The sequence below is a fragment of the Corynebacterium sp. KPL2680 genome (genome assembly GCF_040225675.1).
Lineage (GTDB): Bacteria > Actinomycetota > Actinomycetes > Mycobacteriales > Mycobacteriaceae > Corynebacterium > Corynebacterium rhinophilum.
This window is the reverse complement of record NZ_JBEHFM010000009.1, coordinates 14,132-32,274: the sequence shown is the minus strand read 5'-3', so window position 1 is coordinate 32,274 and position 18,143 is coordinate 14,132. Positions and strand designations below refer to the sequence as shown.

Genomic DNA, 18,143 nt, shown 5'->3' with positions numbered 1-18,143 from the left:
TGACTATACTGGGGGCGGCTTAATAAGCCGGTTCAATGTGCCGACCTAGTAATTCACCAGCAAGGAGAATCATGCTTACGTATCACACCATTGCCGTCGGTACCGATGGCTCCGAAACTTCCCTGCGCGCAGTGCGTTCGGCGGCATCAATGGCACGGGCATATGACGCCAAGCTCATCATCGTCTCCGCAGCCTATAATCATTCAGGCTCCATGCTCGGTGCCCCCAGCGGGGAAGGATCCCGGCTACCGGTGGTCAGCGAGGAAATGGCGAATACTTACCTCACGAATGCGCAGCGGATTGCCGAGTCCGAAGGCGCGGAAAATATTGAGGTTGTCACTACCCCCGGTGACCCTGTCAACGCCTTAATTGAGGTTACGGAGAAATACGACGTTGAGCTCTTGGTCGTGGGCAATCGCGGCGTCAATTCCGTGCGCGGACGCGTTTTTGGTTCAGTGCCTACTGAACTTACCCATAAATCCAAGGTGGATGTCGTGGTGGTCAACACGAGTGCAAAACGTTAATCATTTTTCATTGTTACACTTGCAGTAACGCCAAGTTGGCACACTAGAATAGATAGGGTACACACCCACAAAGAAAGGTCATCATGAGCGACTACAGCACGATTGTTGTCGGTACTGACGGTTCCAAGTCCTCCCTCCTCGCCGTGGAGCGAGCAGCCAAGATTGCCGCTGCATTCGATGCCACGCTGATCGTCGGTTGTGCTTACTACGAGAATCAAGAGCAGGCCTCGAAGACCTTGCGCCAGGATTCCGTCACTATTCTCGGTGATGAGAAGGCTGAAGCTAACCTGCAGGCGGGTAGGCAAGAAGCGGAAAAGCACGGGGTTTCCAAGGTGGAAACCGCAGTCCGCCCTGGCACGCCGGTACAAGCCCTCATGTCCATTGTCAACGACAATGATGCAGACCTGCTCATCGTTGGTAACCGCGGTATTAATTCCCTGACCGGCCGTTTGCTTGGCTCGGTGCCGGCTGATGTGGCGCGCCAGTCCGACTGTGACGTCATGATCGTTCACACCGTCAACTAATCTAGGCTTTCGCCTTACCCACCGCAGCGAGTCCTTTTCTGGAGTCGCGCGGTGGGTTTTGTGATCCTAACTGGCTAAATCACATCCCCAGTATCTCCTACCAGGGTCAGCGTTTGCGTGGCCCGGGTGATGCAGACGTATAAATTCTGCAGCCCCTGCGGGGAAGCATCAACAATCTCGCGCGGGTTAAGCACGATTACGTGGTCGAACTCGAGGCCCTTGACGGATTCGGCGTTCGTGGCGTCAATGATTGCGGTCAGGCGCCCATCGTCCTCGGTGGTGACGCCGGGGCTGAAGTCGGCATCGTCAAGCCGACGCACCGGCACACCATCGCGAATAGCAATGGCAGGGGTGGCATCCGGATTAATGGAGGCCAATAGGCCATTAGCAAGCTCGGTAATGGGCTCAGGTGTGCGGTAGTTGACGGTAAGGAGGTGGTGGCGGAAGCGCTGGGCGATGAACGGCTCCAAGGCCTCGCCCCAGTCATCCACGCCGGCCGGGGAACCGGTCTGCGAGGTATCGCCCACCAGCGTCATCCAGCGCGACGGGCAGCGGCGGAAGAGCATCCGCCATTCCATCGGGGTAAGTTCTTGCGCTTCGTCCACGATGATGTGGCCAAAGGCCCACGTGTGATCCTCCCGGGCACGCTGCGCGGTGGTGCGCGTATCCCGCACCTCTTGGCGCTGCGCTAGGGTTTCCGCGTCGATCACGTCGTGCGCCGAGAGAATTTCCGCCTCAAACATGTCATCGTCGTTATCGGTGGATTCAGAAGATGACAGGATATCCAACGCATCTTCTGCATCCGCGATCTGCTCGCGCCACTCGGTGTCTTTGGCCGCCTTCTTCTCCTCAGGACTGGGCAGCCCGATGAGGACGGCCAACTCATCCAATAGGGCAGCATCGGAATCGGTCCAACCGTAGCCATCTGCGCGGTACAAGGCGGCTTGGGTCTCCTCATCGTAGCCACGGGCAGCTGAGGCAATGAGCTCGCGGGACGACAACAAGGCGGCGAGGACCTCAGAGGGATCAAGCTGGGGCCAAAAATCATCGATGCAGCTGACCACGGACTCATCAATGGCAAGATCGTCGTGGAATTGGTCCACATCCGCGCGGCTTAAGAGGTTTTCCCCGCCCAGCGGATCGGTGCCAACCTTGGTGGCCATCTCCTGTGCCAGGTCCTCCACGAAGTGCTCGATGAATGCCTCGCGCGCCTGGTTATGCGGCTTGCGTGAGCGGCGGGCGCGGGTGCGCGCCTTCTTCACCATGGATGGAGTGATGGTCAGGGTCAGGCCATCCACGGTGATGTCCCGAGCCTCATTCGGCACCTGCTGATAATCCTTGACTGCAGCGCTCAGGATTTCCGCCATGGCCTCGCTGCCTTTAATTTCGCGGCCCACAAGACCCTCGGTATGGGTGGGTGTAATGCCGGGGAATAGCCCACCGATGGTGGAGAGCACGACGCCGGTTTCACCGAGTTCTGGCAGGACGCGGGAAATATAGTCCAAAAAATTAGTATTGGGTCCAACGATGAGTACACCGGTGGAAGATAGCAGTTCGCGGTGGGTATAGAGCAGGTAGGCAACGCGGTGCAGCGCGACGGCAGTCTTGCCGGTGCCGGGACCGCCTTCTACCACCATCACGCCGCGGGTATTATCCCGGATGATTTCGTCCTGCTCGCGCTGAATGGTTTCCACGATGGACGTCATGTGTCCCGTGCGGGCGCGTTGCATGGCAAAGTACAGGGCAGACTCGCTCGCCACGCCCGTTTCCTCCTCGCGCACGCCTGGGCCGTTTAATGCCTCGTCATTGACATCAGTGACCGTGCGGCCGGACATACGGATCTGGCGGCGCGTGTGTACACCTTCAGGCTGTGCGGTAGTGGCGAGATAAAAGGGGCGGGCCATGGGGGCGCGCCAATCCAGAAGGAGGGTGCGATAGTTTTCTTCGCGCGCATCCAAACCCATGCGGCCGATATAGCGGCGGTCCAGTCCCTCATCAGTTGGGTTATCGCCGGGAGCATCGATATCGATACGGCCAAAAACGAGCCCCATTTGCGCCACGTTCAGGCGATCCAACTTGGCCTGGAGGCCGTGGTATTCCGTCTCGCGGCGCACTAGGGCATCGGCATCGGGGGTTGCAGGGTCGACCTCGGCCTGGACTTCGTTCAAGCGTGCATTAGCCGCGGCCACCTCATCATCGAGGCGGTCAAAAAGGCCATCGACATAGTTCTGCTCGGCTTCGATGCCGGAAATTCCAGCGTTATCCGCGCGGCGGGATGAAGATGCGTTAGCGGGAGAATGAGTGGCTGGAGAATTCTTCGGTGCAGAGTTCACAAGACTCCTCAGAATGAAACACGAAAATATGGGGTGGACACGCATCCGCGTGCCGTGTAGGGGAGGTTCGAGTTTAGACCTTGCCGTGACAAAGAACAACGGCCCAGCGTAAGGGCTGGGCCGTGTGCGAGGGATAAGGCGAATTACTTAGCGCGCTTTTCAATCTTCTTGATAGCGGCTTCGATCTTCTTATTAGCCTTCTTTTGCAGCTTATCTGCCTGCTTGGAAGCCTTCTTAGCAGCGCGCTTGGAGTCTGCCTTGTCGAGCTTCGATGCAGCATCATCGGCGCGCTTCTGTGCCTTGTTCGCGGCCTTGACGGCACCCTTGCGGGCGGTCTTAGCGTTGGACTCAGCGGACTTCAGCCAGTCCTTCTTGTTGTCATCAACGTAGGACTTGGCGCTATCTACGGAGTCCTCGATGAAGGACTTCGCGTTGTCCAAGAAGTCGCGGCCGGAATCCTGCCAGTCTTCCTTGTTGTCATCGACGTAGTCCTTGGCGTCATCGACATAGGACTTTGCGGTATCGAGAAGGCCGCGACCGGTGGACTGCCAGTCATCCTTGTTGTCATCCACATAGGCCTGCGCCTTCTGAGAGGTTTCATTGAACCAGTCGCCGGCCTTGTTGGACAGCTCGTTGGCGCGAGCGGAAAGCTCCTCGCGCTTTTCCTGGGACTCAGACTTGGTGGGCAGCGCCTGCTGAATCTTCTTATTCGTGCGCTCACCGGCCTTCTGCGCGCGCCAGCGCAGGGATGGCTTGCCCTCGGTGTCCTGGGTGGTGATAAAGAGTGCGCCGAGCAGGGCGGTGTTGGTAATGAAGCCGTTGCGACGGTCTTCCTTGTCCTTCTTATTATCTGCGGCCCAGAAGTTATTCTTGCCCACCAAGTTGGGCAGGGTAGCGGCAGCCAGCACGGCTGCGGAGGTGCGTGGTGCCTTGCCCAGAGCCAAGGTGGTACCTGCACCGATCTTTGCGCCGCCGAGGGCGCGGGTAGCTAGTTCCGGATCATTGGGAATCAGGTTCTTGTAACCGGAGGGGACGAACTTGCGCAGGGTCTTGAGGAAGCCTTCGGTTTCCTTGGTGTGCTCCGAGGCATTGCGCAGGTCGTCTACACCTTCCCATACAAATACCGATGCCAGCATGGGGCGGGCAAACTTGCGAATCATAGTCCTTTAAGCTCCTTAGCTCGTTGTTCTAGACCAATCGTGTGATTGACCATTATACGCTGAAATAGCCGCCTAGATCACCAACGGCGCTCCCACCAATCACCCAACTTGGGGCGTTCTTCCCCCAAGGTGGTGGGCTTGCCATGCCCCGGGCGGATGATGGCGTTATCTGGGAACTCCTCGAAGACGAGCTTGGTGACGTCCTTATATAGCCGCACGAAGTCGCCTTCAGAGGTCGTTCGGCCCAAGCCACCGGGGAATACGGAATCTCCCACAAAGAGGTTCGTGACACCGTCAACGGTGGCCACGAGCGCGACGCCGCCGGGGGTATGGCCGCGCAGGATGATGATCGGCAATTTCATGCCGGCAAACTCGATGGAATCGCCCTCGCGCAGCTCAACGTCCACGTCTTCTGGAATGGCGGGGGAATCAATAAAGGAGGCGTAGTGTTTTGCGTTGGTGGCCTCCAAAACCTCGCCGAGCGCACGCACGTGATCCCAGTGGCGGTGCGTGGTGAGAACAGCGGTGATGTCAACGCCTGCCTCGCGCGCCATGTCGAGGATGGCGGGGGCGTTATCGGCGGCATCGACAAGCAAGCCTTGATTCCCGGCGGTGAGCAGGTAGCAGTTATTGTCCATCTCCGAAACGGAGATTTGATGAAGATGTAGCTCGTTAGTCATACGTTCCAGCTTACGGGTACATTCAAGGGGAGATTAAAATCTATGATGTGGAGGCTGGAGCGCAGTGGCAGAACGATTGATTGTGCGAGGCGCACGGGAACACAATCTCAAGGGCGTGGATATCGATATTCCGCGCGATAAAATGGTGGTGTTTACTGGGCTTTCGGGCTCCGGTAAGTCCTCGCTGGCCTTCGATACCATCTTCGCGGAGGGCCAACGCCGCTACGTGGAATCGTTGAGCTCTTATGCCCGGATGTTTTTGGGCCAGATGGATAAACCCAACGTGGAATACATCGGTGGCCTATCGCCGGCGGTGTCCATCGATCAGAAATCCACGAACCACAACCCGCGCTCTACCGTGGGCACGATTACGGAAATTTACGATTACCTCCGCCTGCTCTTCTCACGCGCTGGCACTCCGCACTGCCCCAAGTGCGATGCCGTCATCGAGCGCCAGACGCCGCAGCAGATCGTTGATGCAGTACTGGAGCAGGAAGAAAAGCTGAAGTTCCAGGTGCTCGCCCCGGTAGCGCGCAAGCGTAAGGGCGAGTTTGTTGACCTCTTCCAAGATCTTTCGGCGCAGGGCTACTCCCGCGTGCGTGTGGATGGTGAGACCCACCAATTAAGCGATCCGCCGAAGCTGAAGAAGCAGGTTAAGCACACCATTGAGGTGGTAGTGGACCGGTTGCAGGTCAAAGCCTCCCAGAAGCAGCGCTTGACCGATTCCGTGGAAACGGCTTTGCGGCTTGCCGATGGCCTCGTCACCATCGAGTTCGTTGATAAAGAGGAACTCACGCATACCTATTCCGAAAAGGCGGCCTGCCCCAATGGCCATGCACTGACCATCGAGGAGTACGAGCCGCGCGCCTTTTCCTTTAACGCACCCTTTGGCTCCTGCCCGGTCTGCGATGGCCTGGGCACCAAGCTCGAAGTGGATGTAGACCTGCTCATTCCGGATCCGGACGCCCCTGCCGTCGATGCCGTGCAGCCGTGGCATTCCAGCCCGAACTCCCGGTACTTCGTGAAACTCGTGGAAGGTTTGGGCAAAGCCATGGGCTTTGATCCACAGACCCCGGTCAGCGAGCTGACGGCGGAGCAGCGCGATGCGTTGATTTACGGTACCGAAACCGAAGTGCGAGTGCGATATAAGAACCGTTATGGCCGCCAGCGCAATTGGACCGCGCCCTTTGAGGGCGCAGTAGGCTTCCTACACCGCAAATTGGATACCACGGATTCGCAGTCCCAAAAGGATCGCCTGCTGCAATACACCCGCCGGGTGCCGTGTAGCACGTGTAAGGGAACGCGCCTGAAGCCGGAAATCCTCGCCGTGCGCTTGGCGTCGACCTCGCATGGTGAGCAGTCCATCGCGGGGCTAAGCGCCCTGTCTATCGAGGATGCCTCAGAGTTTTTGGATTCGCTCGTCTTGGGGCACCGTGAGGAAATTATCGCGGGAGCGGTGCTGAAGGAAACCCAGGCCCGCTTGCGTTTCTTATTGGACGTGGGGCTTAATTACCTCACCCTGGACCGCGGTGCTTCGACCCTGTCCGGCGGCGAGGCCCAGCGCATCCGCCTGGCCACGCAGATTGGATCCGGGCTGGCAGGCGTTTTGTACGTCTTGGACGAGCCATCCATTGGTTTGCACCAGCGCGATAACCACCGCCTGATCTCAACCCTGCAGCGCCTGCGCGATATTGGCAATACGCTCATCGTGGTCGAACACGATGAAGACACCATCCGCTCGTCCGATTGGCTGGTGGATGTGGGCCCGCGCGCCGGCGAATACGGCGGCGAAGTGGTCTACCAAGGCGAGCCCGCCGGCGTGGAGAAGGTAGAGGAGTCCTTGACGGGGCAGTACCTGTCTGGTTCCAAGGTGCTGGCTGTTCCTGATCACCGCCGTGAAATCGATAAAGATCGCACCCTGAAGGTAGTCGGCGCACGGGAAAATAACCTCAAGGGGATTAATGTCGAGATTCCGCTCGGCGTGCTGGTGTGCATTACCGGTGTATCCGGGTCCGGCAAATCCACCGTGGTCAATGAGATCCTGGCCAAGACCCTGGCTAATAACTTGAACCGCGCCCGGCAGGTTCCTGGGCGTGCCAAGCGTGTGGAGGGCATCGAGCACCTAGATAAGTTGGTGCAGGTGGATCAAAGCCCGATTGGTCGCACACCGCGTTCCAACCCGGCTACCTATACCGGCGTCTTTGATAAGATTCGCAATCTTTTTGCGGAGACCCAAGAGGCAAAGGTGCGCGGCTACAAGGCCGGGCGATTTTCCTTCAACGTTAAAGGCGGCCGCTGCGAGGCCTGCCAGGGCGATGGCACCATCAAGATCGAGATGAACTTCCTGCCGGATGTCTATGTCCCGTGTGAGGTCTGCGAGGGCGCGCGCTATAACCGCGAAACCCTGGAGGTCCACTACAAGGGCAAAAACATCGCGGAAGTGCTGGATATGCCCATCTCAGAGGCAGCGGACTTCTTTGAGCCCATTACGTCCATCCACCGCTACTTGGCCACGCTTGTCGATGTCGGCTTGGGCTACGTCCGCCTCGGCCAAGCCGCCACCACGTTGTCCGGCGGTGAGGCCCAGCGCGTGAAGCTTGCCTCGGAGCTACAAAAGCGCACCAATGGCCGCACCATCTATATCCTGGATGAGCCGACAACCGGTCTGCACTTTGAGGATATTCGCCGGTTAATGCTGGTGATTCAAGGCTTGGTAGATAAGGGTAATTCCGTGCTTATCATTGAGCACAACCTCGATGTCATCAAGGCTGCAGACTGGATTGTGGATATGGGCCCAGAAGGCGGTGCCGGTGGCGGCACCGTGGTCGCGCAGGGTACTCCGGAAAAAGTTGCACAGGTAGAAGGTTCCTATACTGGCGGCTACCTCAAGGAAATGTTGCCCTAAAAACTAAGGAGATAGTTTCTGCGAAAAATTGTCTCCTTTTCAAAACATGGGCTAGTCTGTGAGGAATGAATCTACGGCGGAGAATGGGAGCGATACTCGCGACGGTATCGCTTGCTGCCGTGGCGGCGTGCTCGTCCCCCGAGCAGGTGGCGGATACGGCGGGGGAAGGGGCATCGGCAAGCGTGAGCGCTAAAGCCGATGCGGCGCTCACCAAAGATCTGGGTCGCGCCGTTGAGTCGTTGTCCAAGGACTATGACGCCCAGGTCGGAGTGGCCATCTCCGCCGGCGAAGAAAAAATTTCTGCGGGAGACACAGGCGATGGACCGGCTTGGTCCACCATCAAAGTGCCCATTGCCATTACGGCGCTGCAAGACGGCGCCGATCCGTCCTTGGTGGATCTGGCCATCAAAGAATCCGATAATGATGCCGCGTACGCATTGTGGTCGCAGGTGCAGTGGGAAGAAGGCGTGGCCTCGGAGGCGGTGGAAAAGCTCTTGCGTGAGCACGACTCGAAGGCCTCCATTGAAGCTGACGCTTTTGGCTACTCCACCTGGCCATTGCAGGAGCAGGCGAATTTCGGCGCGCAATTGCCCTGCATCAAGGAAGCCGAATACGTCCATGAGGTATTAAATGACATTGTGGAATGGCAAAGCGTTGGCCTATCCAAACGTGCAAGCACCCGGGCAAAGAGCGGCTGGGGGCTCGATGAAAATAGCGATGACTACACATTCCGCCAATTCGGCGTGCATGAAAAGGACGGCAAAAGGGTAGGAGTAGCCCTAAGCGTCATCGTCGAAGGCGAGGATTATGAAAGTGGCTCCGCCGCGATCGATGATCTTGCCGATGACGTCCTCAAGGTCATCGACAAAGCCATTGAGGATGGGAAACTAGAGCCCGATTCCACCTGCGAGGATGCCTAGTATTCTGCGGTTTGCTTTAAGTGGTAGCGGGCTGCTAGTGTCAGATCCACTACCGCCCAAGGTACCTTTTGCAGGAACCTGGGTCACAAGCGGAGATTCTCCCACCCGATGCCGCGGACTTAAAGTTCGTTGGATAACGGTAAAGGTAACCAGACGTCCGTGTCTGGCTCTGTGAGATCTCCCGGCTGTCTTTGGCAGACCGGGTTAGATTCGTTTGTGGTCCACGGTAGGTGAACTCATTACCCAAAACCCCTAATCGAGGAGAACCACAATCAGCGCTGAAGCTCGCATTAATGAGCGTATCCGAGTACCCGAGGTCCGTCTTGTCGGCCCCGGTGGTGAACAGGTGGGTATCGTCCGCACCGATGATGCCCGCAAGCTTGCCTATGAAGCTGACCTGGATTTGGTCGAGGTAGCTCCTAAGGCTAAGCCCCCAGTTGCCAAAATCATGGACTACGGCAAGTTCAAGTATGAGCAGGCCCAAAAGGCTCGCGAATCTCGTAAGAACCAGCAGCAGACCGTGGTGAAGGAACAGAAGTTCCGTCCGAAGATCGACGATCACGATTATGAGACCAAGAAGAGTAACGTAGTTCGCTTCCTGGAAAAGGGATCCAAGGTCAAGGTGACCATCATGTTCCGCGGCCGCGAGCAATCGCGACCGGAGCTGGGTTTCCGGCTTTTGGAGCGGTTGGCCGATGACGTCGCTGAGGTTGGCGTAGTTGAGTCCCGCCCCAAGCAGGATGGTCGCAATATGACCATGGTTTTGGGTCCGGTTCGTAAGGGCAAAAAGTAAACCATATTCCACGTAGGATTTAAGGACTTATACTCATGAAGCAGAAGACCCACAAGGGCACCGCAAAGCGCATCAAGGTGACCGGTTCCGGCAAGCTGCGCCGCGAGCAAGCAAACCGCCGCCACTTGCTGGAGGGCAAGCCTTCCAAGCGCACCCGTCGCCTCAAGGGCACCGAGTCCGTCTCCCAGCCAGACACCAAGCGCGTCAAGCGCCTGCTCGGTCGCGCCTAAAAGCGCCCAATCAACCCACATCCATCATCTCAATCAGAATTTAAGGAAGTATTACTGTGGCACGAGTAAAGCGCTCAGTTAACGCAAAGAAGAAGCGTCGCGCGGTCCTGAAGTCCGCCAAGGGCTACCGTGGCCAGCGTTCCCGCCTGTACCGTAAGGCCAAGGAACAGTGGCTGCACTCTATGACTTACGCTTACCGCGACCGTCGTGCGCGTAAGTCTGAGTTCCGAAAGCTGTGGATCCAGCGCATCAACGCTGCTGCCCGCATGAACGACATCACCTACAACCGCCTCATCCACGGCCTGCGCTTGGCTGAGATCGAGGTAGACCGCAAGATCCTCGCCGAGCTCGCCGTCAACGACTTCGAGGCTTTCTCCGCACTGTGCGAGACCGCCAAGGCTGCCCTGCCTGAGGACGTCAACGCACCGAAGGCTGCGTAAGCCTTCTCAGCTACATAGCTGCTTGCCCACTCCATCACCGGTTAATCCCCGGCGTGGGGTGGGTTTCGTGCTATCTCAACGCCTGATGCTCGCCAAAGTCGTGCACGCTGTGTGCTAGATTAATGAGTCTATTAAGCCAGTATTCGCAAGGAGACCGCCAAGCTATGACGAGCCCGTATAACCGTGAGCAACCAGAAGGAAACTCTGGTTCCAACCAATTCCCTGGCCAGAATCAGCCGTATTACTCCCAGGATTTCCAATCCGGTGGTTATGCGCCGCAGGGCTATCCGCAGCAACAATATGTAGCTGCAGGTAACCAGAAGTCTTGGGTTGCTACCTTGCTCCTGTGCTTCTTCTTGGGCAGCGTCGGTGCGCATAACTTCTACACCGGCCGCACCACCTATGCCATTGTGCAGTTATCGCTCAATATCATCGGCTGGTTTACCTTCTGGTTCCTGTTGGGCATCCTCTTCTAGGCCGTGCTGGGAATCTGGGTACTCGTTGAGTTCTTCATGATTCTTCTTGGTGCGGGTGATTATGACAAGGACGCGCGCGGAGTTCCCCTTCAGAAATAATCGATTGCGCCAAGGCCCTGCCGGATTTCTGGCGGGGCTTTGTCATGTCTAAGGTGCGAAACGTGCCGTAATGGGGCCAAGGTAGGGTAGAGCCTATGAATTTAGACTTTGACTCCGCCTTTACTGAACGCACTCCGCGCATCGTCAACGCGGCGAAATTGCACCGCGCTGCTAACCGCAAGAAGGCGAAGCAGTTCATTATTGAGGGCGAAAATGCCGTGGACGCTGCGGTGTCTACGGGTGCGGCCACGGATGTATTCGTGACGGAAAAGGCCGCGGAACGCTTCGCGGACATCGTCACGGCCTGTGGGTATATGGATGTCTACGTCCACCCCATTACAGATAAGGCCGCAAAGCACCTGGCCGATACCGCGACAACTACGGGAATTTTTGCCCTGTGCAGTTCCTCGGTCTTGTGGTCTGCAGGAAAGATTCTCAATGGTAAACCGAATTTGATTTCGGTGCCGGTGCTTACCTCGGAGCCCGGGAACGCGGGGACGTTGATTAGGACTTCGGATGCGATGGGCGCTGATGGCGTCATTTTCGCTGGCGAGACCGTGGATCCCTTAGGTAGCAAGGTCGCCCGCGCTTCGGCCGGCTCCCTATTCCACGTCCCGGTCGCGCGCGATCCAAATATCAAAGACGTACTGGGGCAGCTGCGCCGGTCTGGCATGCAAATTGTCGCCACGGCCGCGGATGGGGAAGTAGAGCTTGCCGATGCCGACCTCACCCAACCCACCGCCTGGCTCTTTGGCAATGAAGCCCACGGACTGGGCGAGCTGCTTGAAGAGGCCGATATGCGGGTACGTATCCCGCTGCGGGGGCGCGCGGAGTCACTCAACCTTGCCACTGCGGCCAGCATTTGTTTGTACGAGTCCGCCAAGGCACAGGACCACGACTAGGCCGCATGCGCGCTTGGTCGCGGTAGAGAATGAAAAAGGGGTCCCTGGGGCTGTCCGTGTCCCGGTGACAGAGTAAGATTGCACGCGTTAGTTTTCGCGCGAGAAGAAGGTACGAAGTACGTGTCCGATACACCGCAGATCGAATTGACCGAACAGGCCCTCGGGGCCGCGGCCGATAAGGCTATCGCAGCCTTCGAAGCAGCAGAGACGCTAGAGGATCTCACCGCTGCCCGCCGCGAGCACTTAGGCGATAACGGGTATATCCCGCAAGCCCGCCAATCCCTCGGCCAAATCCCTAAGGATCAGCGCAAATCCGCCGGCAAGGCCGTGAATATGGCCCGCGGCAAGATGGAAAAGCGTTTTGCGCAGGTCAAGGAGGAATTGGAGCAGCAGGCGCGCGAGGCCCAGCTAAAGGCCGAAACCGTCGACGTGACGATTCCTACGACTCGAGCGCAAACAGGTGCACTGCACCCCATTACCTCCTTATCGGAGCGCATCGCCGATATTTTCGTTGGCATGGGGTGGGAAATCGCCGATGGTCCAGAAATCGAAGCAGAGTACTTTAACTTCGATGCCCTGAACTTCAAGCCGGATCACCCAGCGCGCACCCTGCAGGATACGTTCCATGTGGGCAAGGAAGGCTCCAAGCAGGTTCTGCGCACGCACACCTCGCCTGTTCAGGTGCGCACGATGCTCGAGCGCGATGTGCCCCTGTACATCGCCTGCCCGGGGCGCGTTTTCCGTACGGACGAGCTGGACGCTACTCACACCCCGGTATTCCACCAGGTGGAGGGCCTCGCCGTGGATAAGGGCCTGACCATGGCTCACCTGCGCGGAACGCTCGAGCACTTGGCCAAGGTGCTCTTCGGCCCCGAAACCACGACGCGCATGCGCGTTAATTATTTCCCCTTTACGGAGCCTTCTGCCGAGGTAGATGTCTGGTTCCCCAATAAAAAGGGCGGCGCCGGCTGGATCGAATGGGGCGGTTGCGGAATGGTCAATCCCAACGTGCTGCGCGCGGTAGGTGTTGATCCGGAAGAATATACGGGTTTTGCCTTCGGCATGGGCCTAGAGCGCACCCTGCAATTCCGCAATGGACTGACCGATATGCGCGACATGGTTGAAGGCGATGTCCGATTCACCCTGCCCTTTGGCGTACAGGCTTAAAACCCAGAAAGGATAGATACATCATGCTTATTTCCCAAGACTGGGTTACCCGTATCCTTGGCGCTTCCAATCCGAACTGGAGCGTGTCTGCTGCCGATATGGATTCCGGTTTCGTCCGTGTGGGCTTTGAAACCGAAGGATATGAGCCTATCCCTGAGACTACTGGTCCATTGGTCATTGGCCAGGTTGTAGAAATTGAAGAGCTCACGCAGTTCAAAAAGCCCATTCGGTACTGCCAGGTCAATGTCGGCCAGGCCAATGGCACCGGTGAATTGCAGGGCATTATCTGCGGTGCGCGCAACTTCCGGTTGCACGACTATGTCGTAGTTTCCCTGCCGGGCGCAGAGTTGCCCGGTGGCTTCAAAATCGCTGCGCGCGAAACTTATGATCACATCTCCAACGGCATGATGTGCTCCGCTGCGGAGCTGGGCTTTGGCGCGCAGGCAAACGGCATCATCGTGCTCGGTGATGAGGTCGCGGACATGGTGGGCGAAGATGCCCGTCCAGTCATCGGCCTGTCCGATACTGATTTTGACGTCAATATCACCCCAGACCGCGGCTACGCACTATCAACGCGTGGCTTAAGCCGCGAAATCGCCTCCGCCTTTGATCTGGAGTTTAAGGACGTCGCCGACGATCCAGCGGTCGCCGGAATCGATACCTCTGCTGTTCCAGCGGCCGAAGGATCGCTTCTCAATATCGATCTGCGCGAGGAAACCAAGGCGCAGCGATTTGGCGTGCGCAAGGTAAGCGGCATCGATCCGCAGGCACGCACTCCTTTTTGGATGGAACGCGAACTCATGCTGTCCGGCCAGCGCAGCGTCAATGTGGCAACGGATGTGACCAACTACGTCATGTTGCTGTTGGGCGCCCCGATGCATGCCTTCGATGCCAATGAAATCGCGGGTGACCTTACGGTTCGCAATGCACAAGAAGGCGAAAAGTTCGAGACTCTCGATCACGTCACTCGCGAACTCGCTGGTGAGGACGTGGTCATCTGTGATGACAACGGCATTCAATCCCTAGCCGGTGTTATGGGCGGTACGAGTTCAGAGATTTCTGACCAGACCACCGATGTCTACTTCGAGTCCGCAATCTGGGATCCCATTACCGTGGCCCGCACTTCTCGCCGGCACAAGCTTTCTTCTGAGGCATCGCGCCGGTTTGAGCGCGGCGTCGATCCGGCTATCGTCGAGGTGGCCCTCGACATAGCGTGTGCATTGTTGCACTCCATTGCGGGCGGAACGATTGAAAAGGGTCGCACCCTCGTTGGTGAGGTAACTCAGCCACAGGCCATCCGTTTGCGTGCGGAAAAGCCGAGCGAATACGCCGGCGTGGAGTACTCCCGCGAGACCGTTATCTCCCGTCTAGAAGAGGTCGGTTGCTCCGTCGAAGCAGAATCGGATTCGGTACTTAAAGTCACGCCCGCGACCTGGCGCACCGATATTTCCATGGACGTTGACCTCATCGAGGAGGTCTTACGCCTTGAAGGCTTGGAAGATATCCCCACCGTTCTGCCCACGCCGGCAGGCGGTCGCGGTTTGACCCCAGCGCAAAAGCGCCGCCGCGCCATCGGCCACGGTTTGGCATATGCGGGCTATGCCGAGGTTTTGCCCACGCCGTTTATCGCGAACGACACCTTTGATGTGTGGGGCCTTGGCTCTGACGATGCCCGCCGCAATACCGTGGCAGTGCAGAACCCGTTGGAGTCTGACAAAGCCATCTTGGCCACGACCTTGCTTCCCGCAACGCTTGAGGCTTTGGGCCGCAACGTAGCTCGCGGCCGCAAGGATCTGGCGCTGTTTGGCCTCCAGCAGGTGGCATTCAAGCGCGCAGAATCGTCTCCTATGCCCTCCGTGGCCCAGCGCCCTGGCGATGAAGTTGTGGAAGAACTCCTGCGCACGCTTCCGGAGCAGCCCTTGCACGTGGCAACCGTCGCTACGGGCAAGATGGAACACGAGGGCCCGTGGGGCGAAGGCCGAGATTACACCTATGCGGATGCCATTGAATCCGCACGTCTGGTTGCCCGCGCCGCGGGCCTTGATATCGAGGTCGAGGCCGCGCAACACCTGCCGTGGCACCCAGGCCGGTGTGCCGCAATCAAGGTGGCAGGAACAGATGACATCGTGGGCTACGCTGGCGAATTGCACCCCCAGGTTCTTGAGGCGCTCAGCTTGCCGCCGCGCACGTGTGCGATGGAGCTTAATATCACGGCTTTGCCGCTGACTGAACGCTTCCCGGCGCCGGTATTGTCGGCATTCCCAGCCTTGCACCAAGACATCGCGCTGGTGGTGGATGAAGATATCCCAGCGGAAAAGGTGCGCGCTACGGTGGAAGAGGGAGCCGGCGATCTCATCGAGTCGGTCGACCTCTTCGATATTTTCCGCGGTGAGCAATTGGGCGAAGGCAAGAAGTCCTTGGCCTTCCAGCTGCAATTCCGCGCTGCGGACCGTACCTTGACCGATGAGGAGGTCAACGAGCACCGCACGACGGCCGCCGAATTGGCCAAGCAGCGATTCGGCGCAGAAATGCGAGCATAGGGCAGACCCAGTAGTCCAGTCCTTTCCATTAAAAGGCGAAGATCCTGAGTCCGGTGGCGCATAGGTCACTTGGGCACTGGGTCTTCGCCGTTCTGCGTTTTCATGCAACGTACTAATTACTTTCATGCCCTTTGACCTTGGAAAAGTAACCCAATTCACTGAATAACATACAGTAGAGCGTATTTCTTGCTATAGTTTCCGGTATGACGATTTCAGTAGCAGTGGCAGGGGCCACAGGGTACGCCGGCGGAGAGATTCTGCGCCTGCTGCTATCCCACCCCGCCTATCACTCCAGTGACCTGCGCATTGGTTCCTTGACGGGAAATTCCCAAGTAGGCCAGCGCGTCGCAGAAATTATGCCGCATCTCCCGCAACTGGCAGATCGCGTCATTGCTGACACCACGCCCGAAGAACTTGTAGGACACGACGTCGTCTTCTTGGGCTTGCCGCATGGACACTCGTCGCGGCTCGCGGAGCAATTGGGCGATGAGGTCACGATCATCGATTGCGCCGCCGACTTTCGGCTCCGTAAGGAAAGCGATTGGAAAGCCTATTACGGCGGGAACTATGCGGGGCAGTGGCCGTACGGCATCCCGGAAATCCCGGAAAACAGGTCAAACCTTAAAGGCACAAACCGGGTAGCCGTGCCCGGATGTTTCCCCACGGCCATTACCTTGGGGGCACTGCCCGCTATTGCGCGAGGGCTAGTGGAATCCACCCTTTCCGTGATTGCTGTTACCGGCGTCTCCGGAGCGGGAAAGAAGGCTTCCGTCGCGCAATTGGGCGCAGAGACCATGGGAAACGTCAAGGCCTATAAACCAGGCGGCACCCATCGGCATACCCCGGAAATCGTGCAGAACCTGCAACCGTTTTCCCACGATGAGGTGTCCGTGAGTTTTACCCCGGTGCTTGCGCCCATGCCCCGTGGGATTCTGGCGACGATTACGGCGGAGTTGAAAGGGGGTATCGGCAAGCAGCAGGTGCGCACCGCATTCGAGGAATTCTATGCCGATGAGCCCTTCTGCCTCGTGCTGCCAGAAGGCCAGCAACCGGAAACCCAGAACGTGGTGGGCACAAACATGGTGCATATCCAAGCCCATGTTGATGAAAATTCCCACCGCCTCATCATCACCGCGGCGCTAGACAATTTGTGCAAGGGTACCGCCGGTGCCGCCGTGCAATGTATGAACCTTGCGCTGGGATGGACAGAAACTTTGGGATTGCCCCAAGCCGCAGTCGCCCCGTAGGGCTGCGCATTACTTAGAGGAGAATTTGATGACTACACCAGGAATCACAGGACCCGCCGGATTTAGCGCCGGCGCGGTAAAGGCCGGAATCAAACCCTCCGGAAAAGCGGATTTGGCTTTGCTTGTAAACGAGGGCCCTCGCTCGGACGCGGCGGCGGTGTTCACGCGCAACCGCGTGGTGGCTTCCCCCGTTAAGGTCTCCCGCGAGGCCGTAGCGGATGGCCAGTTGCGTGCCGTAGTCATCAACTCCGGCAATGCCAATGCGTGCAATGGCGCGCAAGGCGATGCCGATGCGCGCGCCATGGTGGACGCCTTATCTCATAGCACGGACATCGCCGTGAAGGATATTGCCATTTGTTCTACCGGGCTCATCGGTGAGCCGCTACCTATGGACAATGCGCTTGCAGGCATCGCGGATGTCATAAACCACGTGGGTACGACTCCACAGCACGGCAATGACGCAGCCACAGCCATTATGACCACGGACACCGTACCCAAGGAATCCGGTTTTGCTGGCGATGGATGGTCCGTGGGCGCTATGGGCAAGGGCGTTGGCATGATGGCGCCTTCGCTGGCCACGATGTTGGTGTGCATTACTACCGATGCCGTCGCTGACGCGGCGATCCTGCGAAGCTCGCTGGAAAAGGCCTGCGCACAGACTTTTAATACCTTGGATGTGGACGGTTCAACCTCTACCAATGACACCGTGATCGTCATGTCTTCCGGGGCCTCCGGCGTGCAGCCCAGCGAAGAAGAGTTGGACCAGGCAATCCTAGAGGTCTGCGCGGATATTGCGGATCAGCTTCAAGCCGATGCTGAGGGAGTGACAAAGCGCGTAAAGATCACCGTCGAAGGCACGGGCTCTGATGAGCAGGCGCTCAATGCCGCTCGCACCCTGGGCCGGGATAATTTATTCAAGTGCGCCATGTTCGGCTCCGATCCCAACTGGGGCAGGGTACTGGCCGCCGTCGGCATGGCAGATGCAGACATGGACCCAGACAATATCTCCGTCTACTTCAATGACCAGCCGGTATGTGTGCACTCGACGGGCGCGCCTGGAGCCCGCGATGTGGACTTGAGCGGAGCGGATATCGATGTCCGCGTGGATCTCGGCGCGGGTGGCGAGGGCACGGCGTTCGTTCGCACTACGGACCTGTCCTACTCCTACGTTGAGATCAATTCGGCGTATAGCTCCTAGGAGGA

Annotated in this window: 16 protein-coding genes; 13 read left to right on the top strand and 3 right to left on the bottom strand. The window is 58.1% G+C overall.

The window, feature by feature from the left end; genetic code table 11:
- The first annotated feature begins 71 nt into the window (after window positions 1-71).
- Both ABRP66_RS06040 and ABRP66_RS06035 read left to right on the top strand, forming a co-directional pair.
- Window positions 72-524, top strand: coding sequence for a universal stress protein (locus ABRP66_RS06040; protein WP_349838454.1), 453 nt, complete (start codon window positions 72-74; stop codon window positions 522-524).
- 83 nt (window positions 525-607) lie between these two features.
- Complete coding sequence (locus ABRP66_RS06035; protein ID WP_349838453.1) at window positions 608-1,048, top strand: universal stress protein; 441 nt, start codon at window positions 608-610, stop codon at window positions 1,046-1,048.
- Window positions 1,049-1,122: 74 nt separating this feature from the next.
- On the opposite strand, the gene ABRP66_RS06030 is transcribed toward ABRP66_RS06035, so the two are convergent.
- From ABRP66_RS06030 to ABRP66_RS06020, 3 genes are all read right to left on the bottom strand, one after another.
- On the bottom strand, window positions 1,123-3,426 hold the full coding sequence (locus tag ABRP66_RS06030; RefSeq protein ID WP_502879908.1) for a HelD family protein: 2,304 nt from the start codon (window positions 3,424-3,426) through the stop codon (window positions 1,123-1,125).
- Between the two features lie 98 nt (window positions 3,427-3,524).
- Window positions 3,525-4,541 (bottom strand): DoxX family protein, encoded by a 1,017-nt coding sequence (locus ABRP66_RS06025; RefSeq protein WP_284796588.1) that lies wholly within the window; start codon window positions 4,539-4,541, stop codon window positions 3,525-3,527.
- Between the two features lie 77 nt (window positions 4,542-4,618).
- Entirely contained in the window at window positions 4,619-5,221 is a 603-nt protein-coding gene (locus ABRP66_RS06020; RefSeq protein WP_349838451.1) for an MBL fold metallo-hydrolase, read from the bottom strand.
- A gap of 64 nt (window positions 5,222-5,285) precedes the next feature.
- On the opposite strand from ABRP66_RS06020, the gene uvrA reads away from it, so the two are divergent.
- The 11 genes from uvrA to argJ all read left to right on the top strand — a co-directional run bounded on the left by uvrA (window position 5,286) and on the right by argJ (window position 18,138).
- On the top strand, window positions 5,286-8,126 hold the full coding sequence (gene uvrA, locus ABRP66_RS06015; protein ID WP_284796585.1) for an excinuclease ABC subunit UvrA: 2,841 nt from the start codon (window positions 5,286-5,288) through the stop codon (window positions 8,124-8,126).
- Window positions 8,127-8,209: 83 nt separating this feature from the next.
- Window positions 8,210-9,046 (top strand): serine hydrolase, encoded by an 837-nt coding sequence (locus tag ABRP66_RS06010; RefSeq protein WP_284796584.1) that lies wholly within the window; start codon window positions 8,210-8,212, stop codon window positions 9,044-9,046.
- Window positions 9,047-9,317: 271 nt separating this feature from the next.
- A complete protein-coding gene (infC, locus tag ABRP66_RS06005; RefSeq protein WP_081443661.1) occupies window positions 9,318-9,839 on the top strand; it encodes a translation initiation factor IF-3 in 522 nt (173 codons plus the stop codon).
- 35 nt (window positions 9,840-9,874) lie between these two features.
- Complete coding sequence (rpmI, locus tag ABRP66_RS06000) at window positions 9,875-10,069, top strand: 50S ribosomal protein L35 (RefSeq protein WP_239269865.1); 195 nt, start codon at window positions 9,875-9,877, stop codon at window positions 10,067-10,069.
- Between the two features lie 56 nt (window positions 10,070-10,125).
- Complete coding sequence (gene rplT, locus ABRP66_RS05995) at window positions 10,126-10,509, top strand: 50S ribosomal protein L20 (RefSeq protein WP_349838450.1); 384 nt, start codon at window positions 10,126-10,128, stop codon at window positions 10,507-10,509.
- A gap of 164 nt (window positions 10,510-10,673) precedes the next feature.
- Window positions 10,674-10,985 (top strand): TM2 domain-containing protein, encoded by a 312-nt coding sequence (locus ABRP66_RS05990; RefSeq protein ID WP_349838449.1) that lies wholly within the window; start codon window positions 10,674-10,676, stop codon window positions 10,983-10,985.
- Window positions 10,986-11,179: 194 nt separating this feature from the next.
- Window positions 11,180-11,986: a TrmH family RNA methyltransferase gene (locus tag ABRP66_RS05985; protein ID WP_284850232.1), complete on the top strand. Its 807-nt coding sequence runs from the start codon at window positions 11,180-11,182 to the stop codon at window positions 11,984-11,986.
- 120 nt (window positions 11,987-12,106) lie between these two features.
- Window positions 12,107-13,153 carry a phenylalanine--tRNA ligase subunit alpha gene (pheS, locus tag ABRP66_RS05980; protein ID WP_284770492.1) on the top strand — a complete coding sequence of 349 codons (1,047 nt, stop codon included), beginning with the start codon at window positions 12,107-12,109 and terminating at the stop codon, window positions 13,151-13,153.
- Window positions 13,154-13,176: 23 nt separating this feature from the next.
- Complete coding sequence (pheT, locus tag ABRP66_RS05975; protein ID WP_284852332.1) at window positions 13,177-15,693, top strand: phenylalanine--tRNA ligase subunit beta; 2,517 nt, start codon at window positions 13,177-13,179, stop codon at window positions 15,691-15,693.
- Between the two features lie 203 nt (window positions 15,694-15,896).
- On the top strand, window positions 15,897-16,940 hold the full coding sequence (gene argC, locus ABRP66_RS05970; protein ID WP_284852333.1) for an N-acetyl-gamma-glutamyl-phosphate reductase: 1,044 nt from the start codon (window positions 15,897-15,899) through the stop codon (window positions 16,938-16,940).
- Window positions 16,941-16,968: 28 nt separating this feature from the next.
- Complete coding sequence (argJ, locus tag ABRP66_RS05965; RefSeq protein ID WP_284850229.1) at window positions 16,969-18,138, top strand: bifunctional glutamate N-acetyltransferase/amino-acid acetyltransferase ArgJ; 1,170 nt, start codon at window positions 16,969-16,971, stop codon at window positions 18,136-18,138.
- The last annotated feature ends 5 nt before the right edge of the window (window positions 18,139-18,143 follow it).